The sequence below is a fragment of the Kitasatospora sp. NPDC101176 genome (assembly GCF_044768035.1).
Classification (GTDB): Bacteria; Actinomycetota; Actinomycetes; order Streptomycetales; family Streptomycetaceae; genus Kitasatospora.
Genome location: NZ_JBIWPA010000037.1, coordinates 26153 through 44513 on the forward strand (window position 1 = coordinate 26153; position 18361 = coordinate 44513).

18 protein-coding genes are annotated in these 18361 nt (G+C 73.3%); 8 read left to right on the plus strand and 10 right to left on the minus strand.

The window, feature by feature from the left end; genetic code table 11:
- Positions 1-70: 70 nt before the first annotated feature.
- Positions 71-262, minus strand: a complete 192-nt coding sequence (gene fxsA / locus ACIRS1_RS33440; protein ID WP_402845925.1) for an FxSxx-COOH cyclophane-containing RiPP peptide — start codon at positions 260-262, stop codon at positions 71-73.
- A 227-nt stretch (positions 263-489) separates the two neighbouring features.
- A complete protein-coding gene (pdxH, locus tag ACIRS1_RS33445; protein WP_402845990.1) occupies positions 490-1122 on the minus strand; it encodes a pyridoxamine 5'-phosphate oxidase in 633 nt (210 codons plus the stop codon).
- A 418-nt stretch (positions 1123-1540) separates the two neighbouring features.
- Here pdxH and ACIRS1_RS33450 point away from each other — a divergent pair, with 418 nt between their 5' ends.
- Both ACIRS1_RS33450 and serC read left to right on the plus strand, forming a co-directional pair.
- On the plus strand, positions 1541-2641 hold the full coding sequence (locus ACIRS1_RS33450; RefSeq protein ID WP_360212558.1) for a citrate synthase 2: 1101 nt from the start codon (positions 1541-1543) through the stop codon (positions 2639-2641).
- 163 nt (positions 2642-2804) lie between these two features.
- Positions 2805-3923, plus strand: coding sequence for a phosphoserine transaminase (gene serC / locus ACIRS1_RS33455; RefSeq protein WP_360212560.1), 1119 nt, complete (start codon positions 2805-2807; stop codon positions 3921-3923).
- Positions 3924-4427: 504 nt separating this feature from the next.
- Here the strand turns inward: serC and thpR are convergent.
- Entirely contained in the window at positions 4428-5015 is a 588-nt protein-coding gene (gene thpR / locus ACIRS1_RS33460; RefSeq protein WP_402845927.1) for an RNA 2',3'-cyclic phosphodiesterase, read from the minus strand.
- A gap of 69 nt (positions 5016-5084) precedes the next feature.
- Between thpR and ACIRS1_RS33465 the strand changes: the two genes are divergently transcribed.
- Positions 5085-5621, plus strand: coding sequence for a GNAT family N-acetyltransferase (locus ACIRS1_RS33465; RefSeq protein WP_402845929.1), 537 nt, complete (start codon positions 5085-5087; stop codon positions 5619-5621).
- A 42-nt stretch (positions 5622-5663) separates the two neighbouring features.
- Here ACIRS1_RS33465 and ACIRS1_RS33470 read toward each other — a convergent pair whose 3' ends face one another.
- Together ACIRS1_RS33470 and ACIRS1_RS33475 are read right to left on the minus strand one after the other, a co-directional pair.
- Positions 5664-6953 carry an MFS transporter gene (locus tag ACIRS1_RS33470; RefSeq protein ID WP_360212662.1) on the minus strand — a complete coding sequence of 430 codons (1290 nt, stop codon included), beginning with the start codon at positions 6951-6953 and terminating at the stop codon, positions 5664-5666.
- Positions 6954-7310: 357 nt separating this feature from the next.
- Positions 7311-7745: a MarR family transcriptional regulator gene (locus ACIRS1_RS33475; RefSeq protein ID WP_360212566.1), complete on the minus strand. Its 435-nt coding sequence runs from the start codon at positions 7743-7745 to the stop codon at positions 7311-7313.
- 265 nt (positions 7746-8010) lie between these two features.
- Between ACIRS1_RS33475 and ACIRS1_RS33480 the strand changes: the two genes are divergently transcribed.
- Both ACIRS1_RS33480 and ACIRS1_RS33485 read left to right on the plus strand, forming a co-directional pair.
- The gene (locus ACIRS1_RS33480) at positions 8011-8406 is read left to right on the plus strand and encodes a VOC family protein (protein ID WP_387900822.1); all 396 of its coding nucleotides are present in this window, start codon (positions 8011-8013) and stop codon (positions 8404-8406) included.
- A gap of 297 nt (positions 8407-8703) precedes the next feature.
- A complete protein-coding gene (locus ACIRS1_RS33485; RefSeq protein ID WP_360212570.1) occupies positions 8704-9510 on the plus strand; it encodes an MHYT domain-containing protein in 807 nt (268 codons plus the stop codon).
- 68 nt (positions 9511-9578) lie between these two features.
- Here the strand turns inward: ACIRS1_RS33485 and ACIRS1_RS33490 are convergent, their stop codons facing one another.
- Together ACIRS1_RS33490 and ACIRS1_RS33495 are read right to left on the minus strand one after the other, a co-directional pair.
- Positions 9579-11291 carry a hydrogenase maturation protein gene (locus ACIRS1_RS33490; RefSeq protein WP_387900820.1) on the minus strand — a complete coding sequence of 571 codons (1713 nt, stop codon included), beginning with the start codon at positions 11289-11291 and terminating at the stop codon, positions 9579-9581.
- 181 nt (positions 11292-11472) lie between these two features.
- Complete coding sequence (locus ACIRS1_RS33495) at positions 11473-12396, minus strand: DUF4231 domain-containing protein (protein ID WP_402845932.1); 924 nt, start codon at positions 12394-12396, stop codon at positions 11473-11475.
- 128 nt (positions 12397-12524) lie between these two features.
- On the opposite strand from ACIRS1_RS33495, the gene ACIRS1_RS33500 reads away from it, so the two are divergent.
- Positions 12525-12974 (plus strand): VOC family protein, encoded by a 450-nt coding sequence (locus tag ACIRS1_RS33500; RefSeq protein WP_360212576.1) that lies wholly within the window; start codon positions 12525-12527, stop codon positions 12972-12974.
- 123 nt (positions 12975-13097) lie between these two features.
- Here ACIRS1_RS33500 and ACIRS1_RS33505 read toward each other — a convergent pair whose 3' ends face one another.
- The 3 genes from ACIRS1_RS33505 to ACIRS1_RS33515 all read right to left on the minus strand — a co-directional run bounded on the left by ACIRS1_RS33505 (position 13098) and on the right by ACIRS1_RS33515 (position 15289).
- Positions 13098-13517 (minus strand): PIN domain nuclease, encoded by a 420-nt coding sequence (locus ACIRS1_RS33505; protein ID WP_402845934.1) that lies wholly within the window; start codon positions 13515-13517, stop codon positions 13098-13100.
- Complete coding sequence (locus ACIRS1_RS33510) at positions 13514-13714, minus strand: type II toxin-antitoxin system VapB family antitoxin (RefSeq protein ID WP_402845936.1); 201 nt, start codon at positions 13712-13714, stop codon at positions 13514-13516. Before ACIRS1_RS33510 ends, ACIRS1_RS33505 begins: the two co-directional genes overlap by 4 nt.
- A 114-nt stretch (positions 13715-13828) precedes the next feature.
- Positions 13829-15289, minus strand: a complete 1461-nt coding sequence (locus ACIRS1_RS33515) for an NCS2 family permease (RefSeq protein ID WP_387900815.1) — start codon at positions 15287-15289, stop codon at positions 13829-13831.
- Between the two features lie 261 nt (positions 15290-15550).
- Between ACIRS1_RS33515 and ACIRS1_RS33520 the strand changes: the two genes are divergently transcribed.
- Together ACIRS1_RS33520 and ACIRS1_RS33525 are read left to right on the plus strand one after the other, a co-directional pair.
- Entirely contained in the window at positions 15551-15853 is a 303-nt protein-coding gene (locus ACIRS1_RS33520) for a DUF2530 domain-containing protein (RefSeq protein ID WP_402845938.1), read from the plus strand.
- A 52-nt stretch (positions 15854-15905) separates the two neighbouring features.
- Complete coding sequence (locus ACIRS1_RS33525; RefSeq protein ID WP_402845940.1) at positions 15906-18356, plus strand: HAD-IC family P-type ATPase; 2451 nt, start codon at positions 15906-15908, stop codon at positions 18354-18356.
- Positions 18357-18361: the final 5 nt, after the last annotated feature.

Below are 18361 nucleotides of genomic sequence, written 5' to 3' on the forward strand. Positions count from 1 at the left end.
CAACCTCGCGGGAAGTTGTCGAACTCCGCGGGTCACCTGGGGTTTAACCGGCGGTCAGCCGCCGGTCGGGTCAGCGGTCGAGGGCCGACTGGAAGGCGGCGAGCGGCTCGGCGCCGGGGGCCAAGGCGTCCGCGACGACCCGGCGCAGCAGGTCACCGAGGACGGTCTCGGGCAGGGCGTCGAGTTCGTCGAGCGGCAGGGCGGCGACGTCGACCAGGTCCGAGCCGAGTCCAGCGGCGGTTTCCGTACCGGTGACGCCCATCAGTCCCTCACTCGATCGTGCCGGCACAGCGGGCTGCCGGCCGGAAGAGCCTCGACCCGGGCACCGCGCGACGGGCAGCACATTGTTACACATCGGGCATGACGGGTCATCAGTTCCGTGGTGACGCCGCGCGCCGGGAGCGCCGGACGGGCCGGGCGCCGGGATACGGGATGCGGGCGCAGGACGGGCCGGACGAGCCGGGGGCGCCGACGGACCGGGAGGTCGCCCTACGGGCAGAGCCGCTCGACCCGCCACCCGGCGGGGGCCGCCGGCTCGGCGAGGTAGCGCAGTCTGTCGTGCAGCCGGTTCTCCCTGCCCTGCCAGAACTCGACGCTCTCCGGCACCACCCGGTAGCCGCCCCAGAACGGCGGCACCGGCACGCCCTCGCCCTCCGGGTAGCGGCGCTCCAGTTCGGCGTAGCGCTGTTCGAGGACCTCGCGGCTGCCGACCGGGCTGGACTGCTCACTGGCCCAGGCGCCGAGCTGGGAGCCGTGCGGCCGGGTGCGGAAGTAGGCGGCGGTCTCGTCCCGCCCGACCTTCTCCACCCGGCCCTGGACGATCACCTGGCGGGCCAGCGCGACCCACGGGAAGAGCAGTGCGGCGTGCGGGTTGGCGGCGAGCTCGGCGCCCTTGCGGGACCCGTAGTTGGTGAAGAACACGAAGCCGCGCAGGTCGTACCCCTTGAGCAGGACGGTGCGCGAGCTGGGCCGCCCCGCGGCGTCGGCGGTGGAGAGCACCATGGCGTTGGGCTCGACCAGTCCGGCGTCGTCGGCCTCGTGGAACCAGCGGGTGAACTGGCCGATCGGCTCTGGCGCGAGCTGCTCCTCGACCAGGCCCTCGTGGGTGTAGTGCTTGCGCATCACGGTGAGGTCCGGGCCGGGGCGGGCCTCGTCGGCCAGGATCCGGGTGGCGGGGCTCTGGGGCGTCGACTGGGCGCGTTCCGGGGTCTGCACGTCAACATCATCCCGTACGACAAGCAACCGGCACCGCTACCTCCGGACAAACCGCGGTGGGAGATAAGGTGTCTCGCCACCGCTTGACCGCCCGTCGTACGGTGAATTGTCCGGAACCAGACGTTTGGCTCCGGAGATTTCCCGGGCACGACCGACCCTCGGCGGAAAAGTCAAGCGGGCCCATGGGCAACATCACCGCGGTGGTGTATGGCGCAATGCACCCCGTGCCTGTCACTCTGGCACCGAGTGCCAACCACCATTCGGTCACTGGCGTGCCCGCCCCACCACGGCGGAGCGCCGATCGCAGAACTGAAGGAGCCGTCGCATGTCCGACTTCGTACCCGGACTTGAGGGAGTCGTCGCGTTCGAGAGCGAGATCGCCGAACCCGACCGTGAAGGCGGCGCCCTGCGGTACCGCGGTGTCGACATCGACGACCTGGTGGGTCACGTCTCCTTCGGCCACGTCTGGGGCCTGCTGGTGGACGGCAAGTTCAACCCCGGCCTGCCGGCCGCCGAGCCCTTCCCGATCCCCGTCCACTCCGGTGACATCCGGGTCGACGTGCAGTCCGCGCTCGCCATGCTCGCCCCGGTCTGGGGCCTCAAGCCGCTGCTGGACATCTCCGCCGAGCAGGCCCGCGACGACCTCGCCCGGGCCGCCGTGATGGCGCTGTCGTACGTGGCCCAGTCGGCCCGCGGCCAGGGCCTGCCGATGGTCCCGCAGAGCGAGATCGACAAGGCCGAGACGGTCGTCGAGCGCTTCATGATCCGCTGGCGGGGCGAGCCGGACCCGAAGCACGTCAAGGCCATCGACGCCTACTGGACGTCCGCCGCCGAGCACGGCATGAACGCCTCCACCTTCACCGCCCGCGTCATCGCCTCCACCGGCGCCGACGTCGCGGCCGCCCTGTCCGGTGCGGTCGGCGCGATGTCCGGCCCGCTGCACGGCGGTGCGCCGTCCCGCGTGCTCGGCATGATCGAGGAGATCGAGCGCACCGGCGACGCCACCGCCTGGGTCAAGAACGCGCTGGACCGCGGCGAGCGCCTGATGGGCTTCGGCCACCGCGTCTACCGCGCCGAGGACCCGCGCGCCCGCGTGCTGCGCCGCACCGCCAAGGAGCTCGGCGCGCCGCGCTTCGAGGTCGCCGAGGCGCTGGAGAAGGCCGCGCTGGAGGAGCTGCACAACCGCCGCCCGGACCGCGTGCTGGCCACCAACGTCGAGTTCTGGGCCGCCATCATGCTGGACTTCGCCGAGGTCCCGGCGCACATGTTCACCTCGATGTTCACCTGCGCGCGCACCGCCGGCTGGTCGGCGCACATCCTGGAGCAGAAGCGCACGGGCCGGCTCGTGCGCCCCGCCGCGCGCTACATCGGCCCCGGCCCGCGCCGCCCCGAGGAGATCGAGGGCTGGGGCGCCATCGCCCACTGAGTCGACCGGCCGCACACCGGTCGACCGCCTGCGCACCGCCTCTGAACAGCGGGTCCGGCCTCCGCCGGGCCCGCTGTCCGCACGTCGGGGGGCAGCGAAGATCACAATCTCAGGAGGCGGACGACCGTACCCCGGGCCGGTTCCCGGCCGGTAGGCTGCGCGCGTGGCTCAGATCCAGATCCCCGCTGACATCAAGCCCGCAGACGGCCGTTTCGGCTGCGGACCGTCCAAGGTGCGCCCCGAGGCCCTCAGTGCCCTCGCCGCCACCCAGACCTCGCTGCTCGGCACCTCCCACCGCCAGGCCCCGGTCAAGAACCTGGTCAAGCGCGTGCGCGAGGGCGTGAGCAGCCTCTTCTCGCTCCCCGAGGACTACCAGGTCGTCCTCGGCAACGGCGGCTCCACCGCCTTCTGGGACATCGCCGCCTTCGGCCTGGTGCGGGAGAAGTCCCAGCACCTGGACTTCGGCGAGTTCTCCTCCAAGTTCGCCTCCTCGGTGAAGGCCGCGCCCTGGCTCGCCGAGCCGACCGTGATCAAGACCGCCCCGGGCACCCACCCGCTGCCGGTCGCCGAGGCCGGCGTGGACGTCTACGGCCTCACCCACAACGAGACCTCGACCGGCGTCGCGATGCCGATCAAGCGCCCGGTGGGCACCGACGAGGGCTCGCTCGTCCTGGTGGACGCCACCTCGGGCGCCGGCGGCCTGCCGGTGGACATCACCGAGACCGACGTCTACTACTTCGCGCCGCAGAAGTCCTTCGCCTCCGAGGGCGGCCTCTGGCTGGCCGCGTTCTCCCCGGCCGCCCTGGAGCGCGCCGCCGAGATCGCCGGCTCCGGCCGCTACATCCCGCCGTTCTTCGACCTGCCGACGGCCATCGACAACTCGTCGAAGGACCAGACGTACAACACCCCGGCGATCGCCACCCTGTTCCTGCTGGCCGACCAGCTGGAGTGGCTGAACGGCAACGGCGGGCTGGACTGGGCCGTCGCCCGGACGGCCGACTCCTCGTCCCGGCTGTACTCGTGGGCCGAGAAGTCCTCCTACGCCACCCCGTTCGTGGCCAACCCGGCCGAGCGCTCCCAGGTGGTCGGCACCATCGACTTCGACGAGTCGGTGGACGCCGCCGCGGTCGCCAAGGCACTGCGTGCCAACGGCATCGTGGACACCGAGCCGTACCGCAAGCTCGGCCGCAACCAGCTGCGCATCGCGATGTTCCCGGCCATCGACCCGGCCGACGTCGAGGCGCTCACCGCCTGCATCGACCACGTGGTCGAGCAGCTCTGACGGGCTCCACGCACGGCTGAGGGCCACCGCCCGGCGGGCGGTGGCCCTCAGCCGTCCCCGGGCGGCCCCGGGGGCGTCCAGGGGCGCCCTAGGACGTGTCTTTCGGATCACGCCAGGCGATCGCCGCCGGGGCACGCACTCCCCCAGCCTTCGGCCGGGGGTACCCCCACGCCGGCTTCTCGTCAGTCGCCGATGGCCCCCAGCCTGGCGGCCGGGAGGTGCCCCCACCGCATGGACTCCCTCCTCGGCGCCGCCGATGCACGCACCCCAACGACGCCCGCTGATCCGACGTGATCCGAAAGACACGCCCTAGCGGCCGGACAGCGAGCTGATCAGCACGACGACCAGCAGCAGCACCAGGGTGCCGGTCACGATACGCATACGAGTCTTGGGATCCACGGTCAACGAGGGTACCTCCGGCCCACACCCGTCCGGACGCCGAGGCCGGTCCGCTCCCCCGCAGCCCGGCCCGCGGAGCGCCGCCGGGCCCGCCCGCGGGGCGGTTCAGCACCAGTCCGCCAGCGGCCAGGAGCGCAGCGTGGTGTAGCGCGCCCCGCCGCCGTCCGGGTCGCTGCGCACCAGGTGCAGTTCGGCGGCCTCCCACTCCGGCCCCCGGTAGTCGGCCAGCACGGCCGCCAGGGCGTCCAGCTCGGCCGCCGTGACCCGCTGGACGGCCCGCCGGTGGCCGCGCGAGGAACCCGCCCGGGCCAGGGTCAGGTGCGGGTGGAAGGCCTCGGCACCGGCCGCCCCGGCCACCTCGGCGACGGCCCCGGAGACGGCCTCCGCGAGCCGGCCCAGCGCCCTGGCCTGCCCCTCCACCCCGGCCCAGAGCACCCGGTCGCCGAACCGGCCCGCCCCGGACAGCCGCAGCCGGTGCACCGGGTGGACCTCGGCGACCCCGGCCAGGCCGGCGTCCAGCTCCGGAACCCGCTCGGGCGCCACCTCGCCGAGGAACGCCAGGGTCAGGTGCCACCCGTCGACGGCGGTCCAGCGCAGCCGGTCCGCCCCCGGCAGCCCGCGCAGCGGCTCGACCGCGGCGGCGAGCCCCCGCAGCGCCCGGTCCGGCGGGTGCACCGCCACGAACAGCCTCATGCCGCCATCCTCCCCCGCGCCGCCGCGCCCCCGCTTTCCCGCGGGAGGCCGTCCGGGTTAGAACGTCCCATGACCGATTCCCTTGGCGTGACGATCCGCACCGGCGGCCCCGACGACATCCCGGACGTGCTCGCCCTGCTCGACGGCGCCGTCGCCTGGCTGGCCGGCCAGGGCCGCACCGGCCAGTGGGGCGACCAGCCCTTCAGCACCGTCCCGGCCCGGGCCGGGCACGTCGCCCGGTACGGCGCGGAGCCGTTCCTGATCCGGCTCGCCGTGGACGGCTTGGGCCGCACGGTCGGCTCCTGCGTGCTCTCCGAGGAGCGCGGGCCGCACGTCCCGCCGGCGGACGAGCCCGAGCTGTTCATCCGCAACCTGGTCACCGACCGCAGCCGCAAGGGCTCGGGGATCGGCGCCGCGCTGATCGCCGACGCCGTGGCGCAGGCCCGCCGGCGCGGCCTCGGCCTGCTGCGGGTGGACTGCTACGCGGGCGCGGACCGCAAGCTGGTCGGCCGCTACCGCGCGCTCGGCTTCACCGAGACCGAGGGCTTCGAGGTCGCGCAGGGGGACGGCGTCTGGCCCGGCCAGGTCCTCGCCATCCGGCTGTGACCGCGGGGCCCCGGGGGCGCTCCCCCGGGGCCCGACGGCCCGTCAGCAGGCGGCGGCCAGCTGGGACTTGCTGGTGGTGCCGGTGCGCGGCACGAAGGCCACCACCCGCCCGCCGCGGCCCGGGTGCAGGTCGAGGCGCAGCCGCAGGTCGGCGCTGCGGGCGAGCACCAGCCCGACCACGCCGGCGGCCAGCGCGGACACCAGTCCGCAGGCCAGCAGGCCCAGCCGGGGCCCGTACGAGGCGGTCACCCAGCCGACGACCGGGGCGCCGATCGGCGTGCCACCGGTGAAGACCAGCACCAGCAGCCCCATCACCCGGCCGCGCATCGCCGGGTCGGTGCCCAGCTGCAGCGCGGAGTTGACGGAGGTGTTGAAGCTGAGCCCGAACACCCCGATCAGGGTGAGCAGCACCGCGAAGGTCCAGTAGTCGGGCGCGAACGCGGCGACCACCTCCAGCGTGCCGAAGGCCAGCGCGGCCCCCACCAGCCGGCGCAGCCGGGGTGCGCCGCGGCGGGCCGCGAGCAGCGCGCCGGCCAGCGAACCGACCGCCATCGCGGTGTTCAGCAGACCGTACTGCCCGGCGCCCACCTTGAAGGTGTCGTGGGCGAAACCGGAGAGCAGCGTCGGGAAGTTGAAGCCGAAGGTGCCGATGAAGCCGGCCAGGACCATCGGCCAGAGCAGCTCGGGCCGCTCCTTCACGTACCGCAGCCCCTCCTTCAACTGCCCCTTCTCACGCGCGATCGGCGCGGTCGGGCGCAGTTCGGACTCGCGCATGGCGAGCAGCCCGCCGATCACGGCGGCGAAGGACAGCGCGTTGACGGCGAACGCCCAGCCGCTGCCGACCGCGGCGATCAGCAGGCCCGCCACGGCGGGGCCGACCAGGCGCGCGGTCTGGAAGTTGGCGGCGTTCAGGCTGACCGCGTTGGAGAGGTCCTTGGGGCCGACCATCTCGGAGACGAAGGCCTGCCGGGTCGGGTTGTCGACCACCGTGACCAGGCCGAGCAGCAGCGCGAAGGCGTACACGTAGTACGGCGTCACGACGCCGCCGATGGTCAGGACGGCCAGGCCGGCGGCGAGCAGGCCCATCGCGCCCTGGGTGTAGACCAGCAGCCGGCGCTTGGGCATCCGGTCGGCGAGCACGCCGCCGAACAGGCCGAGCAGCAGCATCGGCAGGAACTGCATGGCGGTGGTGATGCCGACGGCGAGCGGGCTGCCGGTGAGGCTGAGCACCAGCCAGTCCTGGGCGATCCGCTGCATCCAGGTGCCGGTGTTGGACACCACCTGGCCGGCGAAGTAGTAGCGGTAGTTGCGGACGCGCAGGGAGGAGAACATCCCCCCGGGCCGGGTGAAGCGGGCTCCGGTGGGGGACGTGGCCGCGTGGCTGCGGCCGGGAGCGGCGGGGTCGTCCGCCGCGGTGCGTTCGTCGGGGTCGTCGTCGCCGCTGCCGGGCAGCCCCGTGGGGGCGGGTGCCTGGAGGTCGGCGGCCGCGGCACCGGCCGCGGTGGGGTCGGTGGTCACGTCGTCGGTGCGGACGGCGGCGGCGCTGGCTGCGGCCGGCGGTGTCAAGGTGGTCTCCCCTCGCGGCGCGGCGGCCCAGGCGAAGGCCGTCGCGCTCCTGGTTTCGGTGGTCGGTCCTGCGGTGATGCGGTGCTCCTTCTTCTTCCGGCCGGCTCGCCGGAGTGGGTGTGCCTAGAGGTGTGCGAGCTTGTAGAGCACGGGCGCGGCCTCGCGGAGGACGGCCCATTCCTCCTCGTCGAGCCCTTCGGCGAGCTCGGCGAGCCAGACGTTGCGCCGGCGGCGGCTCTCCGCGAGGATCGCCTCCGCCTGCTCGGTGCTGCTGACGACCACCTGACGGCGGTCCTCGGGGTGCGGCTCGCGCCGCACCAGCCCCTTCTCCTCCAGCATCGCGACGATCCTGGTCATCGACGGGGGCTGCACGTGCTCCTTCCGGGCGAGCTCACCCGGTGTGGCCTTTCCGCACCGGGCGAGGGTGCCCAGCACCCCCATCTCGGTGGGGCTCAGCGACTCCTCCACCCTCTGGTGTTTGAGTCGACGGGAGAGGCGCATCGTGGACGACCGCAGCTGGTTGACCGCTGCGAGGTCCTGCTCGGACATCTCGGGCATGTCCTTAGCCTATCTCATTACTCTCGCTAAGGAAAATTGGTTCCCGCCCGCCCCGCCCGCCCCGGCGGCCCCGGTTCCCGACACCGCCGCACGCACCGCGGCACCCCCCACCCGGCGGCCCCGCGCCGCCCTCTCCCGCACGCACCGCCGCGCCGGAAGATCGCCCCGGTGCGATGCTGGTCGTAGGCCACGATCCGACGCGCCGCCGGGTGCCCGCTCCCCCTTCCGCAAGGGCCGACACCACTCCCAGAAGGGCCGACCACACATGTCCGACCTCGCCACCGAGCAGAACGACACCGGCTTCGCCCGGCTCGCCATGGTCACCATCGACTGCGCCGACCCGGTCGCGCTGGCCGCGTTCTACGGCGAGCTGCTCGGCTGGGAGACCCGGCACTCGGACGAGCACTTCGCGATCCTGGACAACCCCGAGGGCGGCAGCCCGCTCGGCTTCGGCCGGGTCACCGACTACCGCCCGGAGCCGTGGACGGAGCCGGACGGCAGCAAGCACTTCCACCTCGACTTCTACGTGGACGACCTCGACGAGGCCACCGCGAAGGCGCTGGAGCTCGGCGCGACCGAGCCGACGTACCAGCACGGCCGGACGCTCAAGGTGCTGATCGACCCGGCCGGCCACCCGTTCGGGCTAGCCCCCCTGGAGTAACGCACCAACCGGCCCGGGGGCCGTGCGCAGGCCGTGTCAGGGCTTGGTGCCAAGATCATGCAGACCGCGTAAAGGCCCATCCTGACCTGGGATTTCACGAAAACCCCGAACATTGTGCCGCCGCCGGGCAGTGGCTACTGTCCCCGTTGTCAGGGGCACCACACGCCCAGGTCTCCCCACGGCGGAGCCCTCGTCCTCCCGCGCCCACCCGCGCGTTCCACCGGCCGACCCGTTCCGGCCCACCGCCTCCGCCCGAGCCCTGGCGCCCGCATCCCCTCATCCCTCCAGGGAGCTCTCTTGGGTGAGATCCACCATGCCGACCACGGCTGGGTGACACCGGCGGTCTCGTACTTCATCGCCTGCGTGGGCGCCTTCGTCGCGCTGCGCAGCGCCCGTTGGGCCCTCGTCTCGCAGGGCCGCACCCGCGCGGTCTGGCTGCTCTTCGCCTCCAGCTCGCTCGGGGCCGGCATCTGGTCCATGCACTTCATCGCGATGCTCGGCTTCTCCGTCAGCGGGGTCGAGATCCGCTACCGGCCCGGGCTCACCGTGCTCAGCCTCGTGGTCGCCGTCGCCGTCGTCGGCGTCGGGCTGTTCACCGTCGGGTACAGCCGCAGGCCCGTCCTGTCGCTGCTGGCCGGCGGCCTGACCACCGGGCTCGGCGTCGCCGCCATGCACTACCTGGGCATGGCGGCGATGGTCCTGCCCGGCCACCTCGGCTACGACCACGTCACCGTCGGACTCTCCGTCGGGATCGCGGTGTTCGCCGCGACGGCGGCGCTCTGGGCCGCCCTGAACATCCGCGGCACGCTCGCCGTCCTGGCGGCCGCGCCGGTGATGGGCGTGGCGGTCTGCGCGATGCACTACACCGGCATGGCGGCGCTCTCGGTGCGGCTGGACCCGGCGCAGTCCGTCCAGAGCGGGGTGATGGCGCTCCAGTTCATCTTCCCGCTGGGCGTCGGGCTCGGCTGCTACGTCTTCTTCGGCTCGCTGGCCTTCGCGGTCTCCCCCAGCCGCGCCTCCTCGCAGCCCCTGCTGGCCGGACCGGCGGCCCCGCTGGTGCCGCGGCAGCGGCGGCCGCTGAACCGGGTCGGCGCCCAGCGCTGAACCCCCGGCGCGGCGGCGCCCGGCCGGGTCCCCCACCCCGGCCGGGCGCCGCCGCGCGATGACCCCGGCTACTCCGGACGGCCGAGCAGTCCGGTCAGGTGCGCCGGCGTGGCCACCGGGCAGACCTTGTGCACGAAGTCCCGCCGCAGCGCGTGGTACGGCTCGCCGGCCCGGTAGAAGTTGGCGTGCATCCGCCGCAGTTCCTCCGCCCGGTACTCGGCCAGCGGCTTCGCCTCCTCGTCGGCGGCCCGGCGGCGCTTCTTCTCCACCAGGCGCCCGGCGAGCTCGGGCGAGCCGCCGAGCCGGGCGGCCTCGCGGGCCACCCAGCGGCGGAAGGCCGCGGCGTCCCCGCCGCGGGTGCGGTCCACCAGCCCGATCCGGCGGGCCTGTTCGGCGCCGACCGGCAGCGCCTCCGTGGTGAGCCGCTCGGCCCGCTCGGCGCCGACCCGGGCGGGCAGGGTGTACGTCCAGTACTCGGAGCCGTACAGGCCCATCAGCCGGTAGTGCGGGTTGAGCACCGCCGACTCCCGGCACCACACCTCGTCCGCGGCGAGCGCCAGCATCAGGCCGCCGGCCGCCGCGTTCCCGGCCAGTGCGGCGACGGTGAGCTTGTCGGTGGTGGTGAGGACCGCGTGGACGAGGTCGTCCATCGCGTTGATGTTCTCCCAGGACTCCAGCGCCGGGAAGGACGCGCCCTCGATGACGTTGAGGTGGATCCCGTTGGAGTAGAAGTCCCGGGGCGCGCCGAGCACCAGCACCGAGGTGGGCCGGTCGGCCGCCTCCACGTAGGCGGCGAGCAGCCGGCGGCACTGCCCGGTGTCCATCGCACCGCCGGCGTGGGCGAACTCCAGGAAGCCGACGTCGCCCTCCTCGCGGTAGCGCAGCTCCGACCAGGTGTCCCGGCGGGCCGCCGACGACGGGCTCACCGGCACCTCGCGGACCCGGTGCAGCCGGTCGGCGAGCACCGTCGCGGCCGGCAGCTTGAAGGTGGCCGGACCGCCGGGGGTGCGGCGCGGGCGCAGCTGCGGGATCCACACCGCGCCGTCCGTGGTGGCCCGGCAGATCGCGCCGTCGCGGGTGGCGAGCACGGCGCCGGGCACCGGGCCGCGCAGCTCGTCCTCGGGGTGGCCGCCGTGCAGGAAGTACTCGCGGCCGTACAGCTCGTCGAGCACACCGGGCTGGGAGTCGGCGGCCCGCAGCTTGCGCAGCACCGTCGCGGTGTCGTCCGCGGCCCAGTCGATCCGCCGGTCCCCCTGCCGGAGCGGCGGCCGCAGCCTCCCGTGGACGTCCGGCCGGCCGTAGTCGAGCGGTTCGGGGGTGAACAGCCCGCCCTGGAAGCGCTGGACGGCGAGCAGGACGGCCTCGACGGCGGCGTCGGCGACCTCGCCGCGGTACAGCTCGCTCTTGCCGCAGGCGGTGACGGGGAACTCGACGGACGCCCAGACGTCACCGGCGTCCATCTCCTCGACGGCCTGCAGGACGGTCACGCCCCAGCGCTCCGCCCCCTCGGTGATCGCCCAGTCGAGCGAGGAGGGGCCGCGGTCGCCCTGCGGGCCGGGGTGCACGATCAGGACGGTCCGGGTGGACCAGATGTCCTCCGGCACGGCCTTGGTGAGCATCGGGCAGACGATGAGCTCGGGGTCGGTGTCGGCCACCGCCGCCCGCATCCGCTCCTCGTCGAGGGCGAGTCGGACGGCCACCCGGTGGCCGCGCTCGCGCAGCTCGGTGTGGACGCGCTGGGTCAGGCTGTTGAACGCGCTGGTGATCAGGAGAATGCGCAAGAAGGGCCTCCGGGCAGGACTGGGGGTCGCGCGGAGGCGATGAAACCAGGGCATGGACACGTAATGATTACGTTTCGCGGCTCCCCGCCCGACCCTCACGCACCCCGCACACCTGTGCCCCCGGGATGGTCCCTGCTTCGCCGGATCTCCCCAGCCCCTCCCCCGAGTTGACGCCTCCCGGCTACCTCGGGAACGCCCGGCGGGCCCGCCAGGTGGTGTGCTCGCGGGACACCGCGTCCTCCGCCTCGGCGGCCATCCGGGCCCAGCGCGCCTCGGCGTCCGGCGCCCGCAGGTCGAGGTCGGAGAGCTGGTTGCCGACGTTCTCCAGCTCGCGCGCGGCCAGCTGGTAGGCGGCGGCCAGCGGGCGCAGCTGCTTGAGCTGCGTCCAGGCGATGACGGCGGCCGCCGCGGCCGAACTGGCCCCGAAGACGTGCACCTGGAGGGCTCCGGTGGCCTGGGCGATGGCCGCCGCCGCGCCGATGATGATCAGCGCGGCGATGCCCAGCCCCCAGGACACCGCCTGCGTCTCGCACGCCTCGGCCCGGGCGCGGTACCAGGTGCGCTGCCCCTCCACCCGGGTGCGCAGGTAGAGCGTGCGGCGGGCGGTCAGGCTCCCGGCCCGCACCCGCCGCATCTCCTCGGTGATCTCCGGGACGGTGCCGGGCGGCACGATCTCCGGGTCCTCGAAGGCCCGCAGCACGTCCTCGACCTGGAGCAGGTAGCCGCGGTCGACGTCCGCGGAGTCCGCCCCGCCGTCGAACGGCCGGGCCCGGACGGTGTACTTCCAGGCCAGCGTCTTGACCGACTCGGCCGCCGCCCTGGCCTCGTACCACCGGCCCTGCGGGTTGCCGCGGCGCAGCCGCGACCAGAAGTAGCCGGCGATCAGGAAGGCGGCCACCGAGAACAGTGGCGTGATGTCGCTGTCGCCCTTGTGGTCCGGGCCGGGGAACGAGCCGATCACGGCCGCGATCACCAGCATCGCGATCAGTCCGCGGTACCAGCGCAGCGTCTCGCGCTGGCCGTCCAGCGAAGCCTTGTCCGCCGTCCAGAACAGGTCCGGCAGCAGCTTCGCCTCGTCCCCCCCGGGCGGATCCTGTTGCACCATCGGTCGCGTCCCCTCCCCGTGTCCGTCCAGGCAGTATTCCCACCGCCAACTGCCCTCAACAGTCGCCTTTTTGACATTGTGCGAGCCGGTCGTTGCCCGCGCCCCGCGACACCGGTAGAACCGGTTACATGCCGCTGCACTGGAAGCTCGTCATCGACTGCGCCGACCCGAACCGGCTCGCCGCCTTCTGGGCCGCCGCCCTCGACTACGCCCTCGAGGAGCACACCGCCCTGATCACCCGGCTGCTCGACGCCGGGGCCGTCGCCCCGGACGCCGTCACCGAGGTCGACGGCCACCCCGCCTGGCGCTCCCTCGCCGCCGTCCGCCACCCCGACGACCCGTACGACCCCGCGACCGGCACCGGTCTCGGCCGCCGCGTGCTCTTCCAGGCCGTCCCCGAGCCCAAGCAGGGCAAGAACCGCCTCCACCTCGACGTCCACCCGGGCCAGGGCGAGCGCGCGTCCACCGTCGCCCGCCTGAGCGCGCTCGGAGCCACCGTCCTGCGCGACGTCGAGGAACCGGGCGGCGCCTGGACGGTCATGGCCGACATCGAGGGCAACGAGTTCTGCGTGCACTGACCCGGCCACCGACGCCCGCGGCCCCGCGCTCCACGGGGAGCACGGGGCCGCGGGCGTACCGGAGCCGTCAGAGCAGGCCGGGACGGAAGGGCATCGGGACCGGGCACCGACCCAGGCGGGAAGTCAGTCGGCGGATCCGGCCGGCACGACCCAGCGAGCGGGCTGCCCGGTGATCGACGCGATCATGTCGTAGTCGCCGTCGTAGTGCAGCACCGTGACCCCGTGCCGCTCGGCCGTGGCGGCGATCAGCATGTCGGCCATCGACAGAGCGCGGTGGTTGCCCCGGAACAGCGCACGACGCTGGACGTCCTTCGCCCGGTCCCAGACCTCGTCGGTGCACGGCAGGTAGTCGAAACCCCTGAGCAGGTGGCTCAGCCGGTCCGCCTCCGCCGCGCTCCGGGCGCTGTGCAGCACCTCCATCTCGACCGCCGCGCTGACCGCCAGGAGCGCGCGCTGCGAGAGGTCGTCGAGAACCGGCCGCACCGTCGGCTTCCCCCAGCGCGCCAAGGCCGACTTGTCGATCAGGTAGCGCTCCCGGGTCACGCCGCAGCCGACGTGCCCGGCTCGTCGAGGAGGTCGAACTCCCCACTGGCGATGGCGTCGGCGAGCTCTATCCGGCGGGCCAGCTTCACGGCCTCCAGCAGCGCCGCATTGACCGTGGCGACCTTGGTGGTCGTGCCGAACAGGCGCTGCGCCTCGGCCAGGAGGTCGTCGTCGAGGTCGATCACCGTACGCGTCATGGCCGTTCCTCCCTGGGGCGACAACAGAAAAACGATATCAGCCGTGGCGCCTTCGCGATATCGAACGGCCCCGCGCTCCACGGGGAGCACGGGGCCGCGGGCGTACCGGAGCCGTCAGAGCAGGCCGAGCGCCGGCATCAGGTAGTAGAAGGCGAACACCGCCGCGACCGCGTACATCGGGACGGGCACGCTGCGGCCCCGGCCGGCCGCCAGCCGCAGGATGCAGAAGGCGATGAACCCGAAGCCGATGCCGTTGGTGATCGAGTAGGTGAAGGGCATCATCACGATGGTCAGGAAGGCCGGGATCGCGATGGTGTAGTCCGCCCAGTCGATCTCCTGGACGGAGTTCGCCAGGATCAGGAAGCCGACGGTGACCAGGGCCGGGGTGGCGGCCTGGGCCGGGACCATGGTGGCGAGCGGGGTGAGGAAGAGCGCCACCGCGAACAGCAGGCCGGTGACGATCGAGGCGAAGCCGGTGCGGGCGCCCTCGCCGACTCCGGCGGTGGACTCGACGAAGCAGGTGTTGGCGGAGGAGGAGGTGGCGCCGCCGGCCGCGGTGGCGATGCCGTCGACCATCAGGATCCGGTTGATGCCCGGCAGGTCGCCCTTCTCGTCGAGCAGGTGCGCCTCGTCGGCGACGCCGAGGATGGTGCCCATCGCGTCGAAGAAGCAGGACATCAGCACGGTGAAGACGAACAGCACGCCGGTCAGCACGCCGACCTTGCCGAAGCCTCCGAACAGGCTGACCTGGCCGACCAGGCCGAAGTCCGGGGCGGCGACCGGGTTGCCGGGCCAGGCCGGGACGGTCAGGCCCCAGCTGAGCGCCGGGACGTCCGCGAACTTGTCGATCACCACGGCGAGCACGGTGCTCGCGACGATGCTGATCAGGATCGCGCCGGGCACCTTGCGGACGACCAGCACCAGGGTGAGCACCAGGCCGAACACGAAGACCAGCACCGGCCAGCCGAGCAGGTGGCCGGTGGCGCCGAGCTGCAGCGGGACGGTGGTGTGCGCGGCGTCCGGGATGCGGCTGACGAAGCCGGAGTCGACCAGCCCGACGAGGGTGATGAACAGGCCGATGCCGATCGCGATGGCCTTGCGCAGGCCGAGCGGCACCGCGTTCATGACCCGCTCGCGCAGACCGGTGGCGACCAGCAGCATGATCGCGAAGCCGGCCAGCACGACCATGCCCATGGCGTCCGGCCAGGTCATCCTGGGGGCGAGCTGGAGCGCGACGATGGTGTTGACGCCGAGGCCGGCGGCCAGTCCGATCGGGACGTTGCCGATCACGCCCATCAGCAGGGTGGTGAGGGCGGCGGTGAGGGCGGTGGCGGTGACCAGCTGGGCGCTGTCCAGGTGGGCCCCGGTCATGTCCGTGGCGCTGGCCAGGATGATCGGGTTGAGCACCAGGATGTAGGCCATGGTGAAGAAGGTGGCCACGCCGCCGCGGATCTCCCGCGGCAGGGTGGAGCCGCGCTCGCTGATCCGGAAGAAGCGGTCCAGGACGCCGGTGGGGGGATTCGGCGTGCTGGAGGAGGGGTCGGGCGACTCGGTGGCCGGCTGGACCACAGGCATGCGTGCGTCCTCTGTGGGGGAGCTGAGGAGGGGGAGAACGCCCGTGGCGACGGTGGCCGGGCGCGGGACTTCAAGTATGGTTTCCCGATCGCACACGCGCTATCTTCGCGCGTAGAACGACACTTGGGGCAGGAATCCGCGGAGGATCTGGCCCGCCCGACACGGCTCCGACGAGCGCCCCGCACGGATCCGGCGACTTCCCGGCGAGCGGCTCCCCGTCCCGGGGCGGCCGGCCACCCGCCGCACCGTACGCTAGGCCCCATGCCCAAGACGCCGCTGCACCCCTCGCCCCCTCCGCTGGAGGCCAACGACGTCGCCATCGTCGGCGGCGGCACGGTGCTGTGGTTCGTCGCCTTCCTGGCCCTGCTCCCCTTCCAGGGCACCCTCTCCGACCACGGCCACGGCACCTGGCCGTGGATCTGCCTGTCCGGCGGCCTCCTCGGCCTGATCGGCCTCTGGTACTGCCGCGCCCGCCGGGACGCGATCGCCCGCGACCGCGCCGCCGCGGCCGCCGCGGGGGCGGTCGGGGGCGGCGGCCAGGACCCGGCCACCCAGTCGGACTGAATAGTCCTTTAGTAGCACGCATCGGACATAAGGCACCCGTAGAGTCGGTGCCATGACGCAGCCTGCCCACTCCTCGGAAGAGCAGCCCGCGGACGGCGACCGCCCCGACGGTGCGCACCCGCTCGGCCTGCTGCCCGGCCGGCGCGGCGGCCTGACCGCCGCCGAGGTCGCCGAGCGCGTCGCGCGGGGCCAGGTCAACGACGTTCCCGTCCGGTCCAGCCGCTCCACCAAGGAGATCGTCCGGGCGAACGTCTTCACCCGCTTCAACGCGATCATCGGCGTGATGTTCGGGATCATTCTGGTCGTCGGTCCGATCCAGGACGGTCTGTTCGGCCTGGTCATCGTCGCCAACACGGCGATCGGCATCGTCCAGGAGCTGCGCGCCAAGAAGACCCTGGACAGCCTGGCCCTGATCGGCGAGGCCCGCCCCCAGGTGCGCCGCGACGGCGCCGTCCAGCAGATCGCCGTCGGCGGGATCGTGCTCGACGACACCGTGCTGCTGGGCATCGGCGACAAGGTCATCGTCGACGGCGAGGTCACCGAGGCGGACGGCCTGGAGATCGACGAGTCGCTGCTCACCGGCGAGCCCGACCCGGTCCTCAAGCAGCCCGGCGACCAGGTGATGTCCGGCAGCTTCGTGGTGGCCGGGGCGGGCGCGTTCACCGCCACCAAGGTCGGCCGCGAGGCGTACGCCGCACAGCTCGCCGAGGAGGCCAGCCGGTTCACCCTGGTCAAGTCGGAGCTGCGCAGCGGCATCGACAGCATCCTGCGGTTCATCACCTACCTGCTGATCCCCACCGCCATCGGTCTGATCATCAGCCAGTTGGCCGTCGAGGGCCGCGACTGGCGCGAGGCGGTGCGCCGGATGGTGGCCGGCATCGTCCCGATGGTCCCCGAGGGCCTCGTCCTGCTGACCTCGGTCGCCTTCGCGATCGGCGTGGTCCGGCTCGGCCGCAAGCAGTGCCTGGTCCAGGAGCTCCCCGCGATCGAGGGCCTGGCCCGGGTGGACACCGTCTGCCTCGACAAGACCGGCACCCTCACCGAGGGCGGCATGGACGTCGTCGACCTGCGGATCCTCTCCGACGGCGCTCCCGGAACGCCCGCCCCGGCCGCCGTCGAGCACGCGCTCGGCGTGATGGCCGGCGCCGACGCCCGCCCCAACCCCTCCATGCAGGCCGTCATCGACGCCTACGGACGCGGCGACGACGGCCGGGGGGACGGCTGGCGGGTGATCGAGGCGATGCCGTTCTCCTCCGCCCGCAAGTGGAGCGGCGTGCAGCTGCTGGAACCGCACGGCGGCGAGGCCAGCTGGCTGCTCGGCGCCCCGGACGTCCTGCTGCCCGCCGGGCACCCCGCGCTCGCCGAGGTCGACGAGCTCGGGGCCAGGGGCCTGCGGGTGCTGCTGCTCGGCCGCTCACCGGCCCCGCTCGACTCCCCGGACCCGGCGGCCGGGCTCGTCCCGCTCGCCCTGGTGGTGCTCCAGCAGCGGCTGCGCCACGACGCGGCCGACACCCTGCGCTACTTCGAGGGCCAGCGGGTCCAGGCCAAGGTCATCTCCGGCGACGCGGCCGTCGCGGTCGGCGCGGTCGCCGCCCACCTCGGCCTGCCCGGCGCCGACCACCCGCTGGACGCCCGGACCCTGCCCACCGAGCCGGAGGCCCTCGCGGACACCGCCGAGCGGACCACCGTCTTCGGCCGGGTCACCCCGCAGCAGAAGCGCCAGCTGGTCGGCGCCCTGCAGTCCCGCGGCCACACCGTGGCGATGACCGGCGACGGCGTCAACGACGTGCTCGCGCTCAAGGACGCCGACATCGGCGTGGCCATGGGCACCGGCAGCGACGCCACCCGGGCCGTCGCCCAGATCGTGCTGCTGAACGACTCCTTCGCCACCCTGCCCTCGGTGGTCGCCGAGGGCCGCCGGGTGATCGGCAACATCGAGCGGGTCGCCGGCCTGTTCCTGGTCAAGACGGTCTACTCGGTGCTGCTGGCGCTGCTGGTGATCTTCACCCACTCGCCGTACCCGTTCCTGCCCCGGCACTCCACCGTGCTCTCCACGCTCACCATCGGTGTGCCGGCCTTCTTCCTCGCCCTCGCCCCCAACAACGAACGGGCCCGCACCGGCTTCGTCCGGCGCGTGCTCAGGCTCGCCGTCCCCGGCGGCGTCATCGCCGGGACGGGCACCTTCGTCGCCTACTCGCTGGCCCGTGCCGACCACGCCACCGACCTCAAGGCCGACACCAGCGTGGCCACCCTGACGCTCTTCCTGATCGCCCTCTGGGTGCTCGCCATCGTCGCCCGCCCGTACAACTGGTGGCGGCTGCTGCTGATCGGCTGCATGGGCGGCGCCTTCGCCCTGGTCCTGCTGGTGCCCTGGCTGTCGGACTTCTTCCAGCTCTCCCTGGTCGGCACCCGGGACCCGTGGATCGGCGTCGGCGTCGCCCTGGTCTGCGGGGTGCTCCTGGAGATCACCTGGCACTTCGTGCAGCGCCGGTCGGACGACTGACCGGC

Coding starts and splice junctions, on each gene's coding strand:
- fxsA (WP_402845925.1), bottom strand. CDS start 262: ATGGGCGTCACCGGTACGGAAACCGCCGCTGGACTCGGCTCGGACCTG.
- pdxH (WP_402845990.1), bottom strand. CDS start 1,122: ATGCGCAAGCACTACACCCACGAGGGCCTGGTCGAGGAGCAGCTCGCG.
- ACIRS1_RS33450 (WP_360212558.1), top strand. CDS start 1,541: ATGTCCGACTTCGTACCCGGACTTGAGGGAGTCGTCGCGTTCGAGAGC.
- thpR (WP_402845927.1), bottom strand. CDS start 5,015: ATGAGGCTGTTCGTGGCGGTGCACCCGCCGGACCGGGCGCTGCGGGGG.
- ACIRS1_RS33465 (WP_402845929.1), top strand. CDS start 5,085: ATGACCGATTCCCTTGGCGTGACGATCCGCACCGGCGGCCCCGACGAC.
- ACIRS1_RS33470 (WP_360212662.1), bottom strand. CDS start 6,953: ATGTTCTCCTCCCTGCGCGTCCGCAACTACCGCTACTACTTCGCCGGC.
- ACIRS1_RS33475 (WP_360212566.1), bottom strand. CDS start 7,745: ATGCCCGAGATGTCCGAGCAGGACCTCGCAGCGGTCAACCAGCTGCGG.
- ACIRS1_RS33480 (WP_387900822.1), top strand. CDS start 8,011: ATGTCCGACCTCGCCACCGAGCAGAACGACACCGGCTTCGCCCGGCTC.
- ACIRS1_RS33495 (WP_402845932.1), bottom strand. CDS start 12,396: ATGGTGCAACAGGATCCGCCCGGGGGGGACGAGGCGAAGCTGCTGCCG.
- ACIRS1_RS33500 (WP_360212576.1), top strand. CDS start 12,525: ATGCCGCTGCACTGGAAGCTCGTCATCGACTGCGCCGACCCGAACCGG.
- ACIRS1_RS33510 (WP_402845936.1), bottom strand. CDS start 13,714: ATGACGCGTACGGTGATCGACCTCGACGACGACCTCCTGGCCGAGGCG.
- ACIRS1_RS33515 (WP_387900815.1), bottom strand. CDS start 15,289: ATGCCTGTGGTCCAGCCGGCCACCGAGTCGCCCGACCCCTCCTCCAGC.
- ACIRS1_RS33520 (WP_402845938.1), top strand. CDS start 15,551: ATGCCCAAGACGCCGCTGCACCCCTCGCCCCCTCCGCTGGAGGCCAAC.
- ACIRS1_RS33525 (WP_402845940.1), top strand. CDS start 15,906: ATGACGCAGCCTGCCCACTCCTCGGAAGAGCAGCCCGCGGACGGCGAC.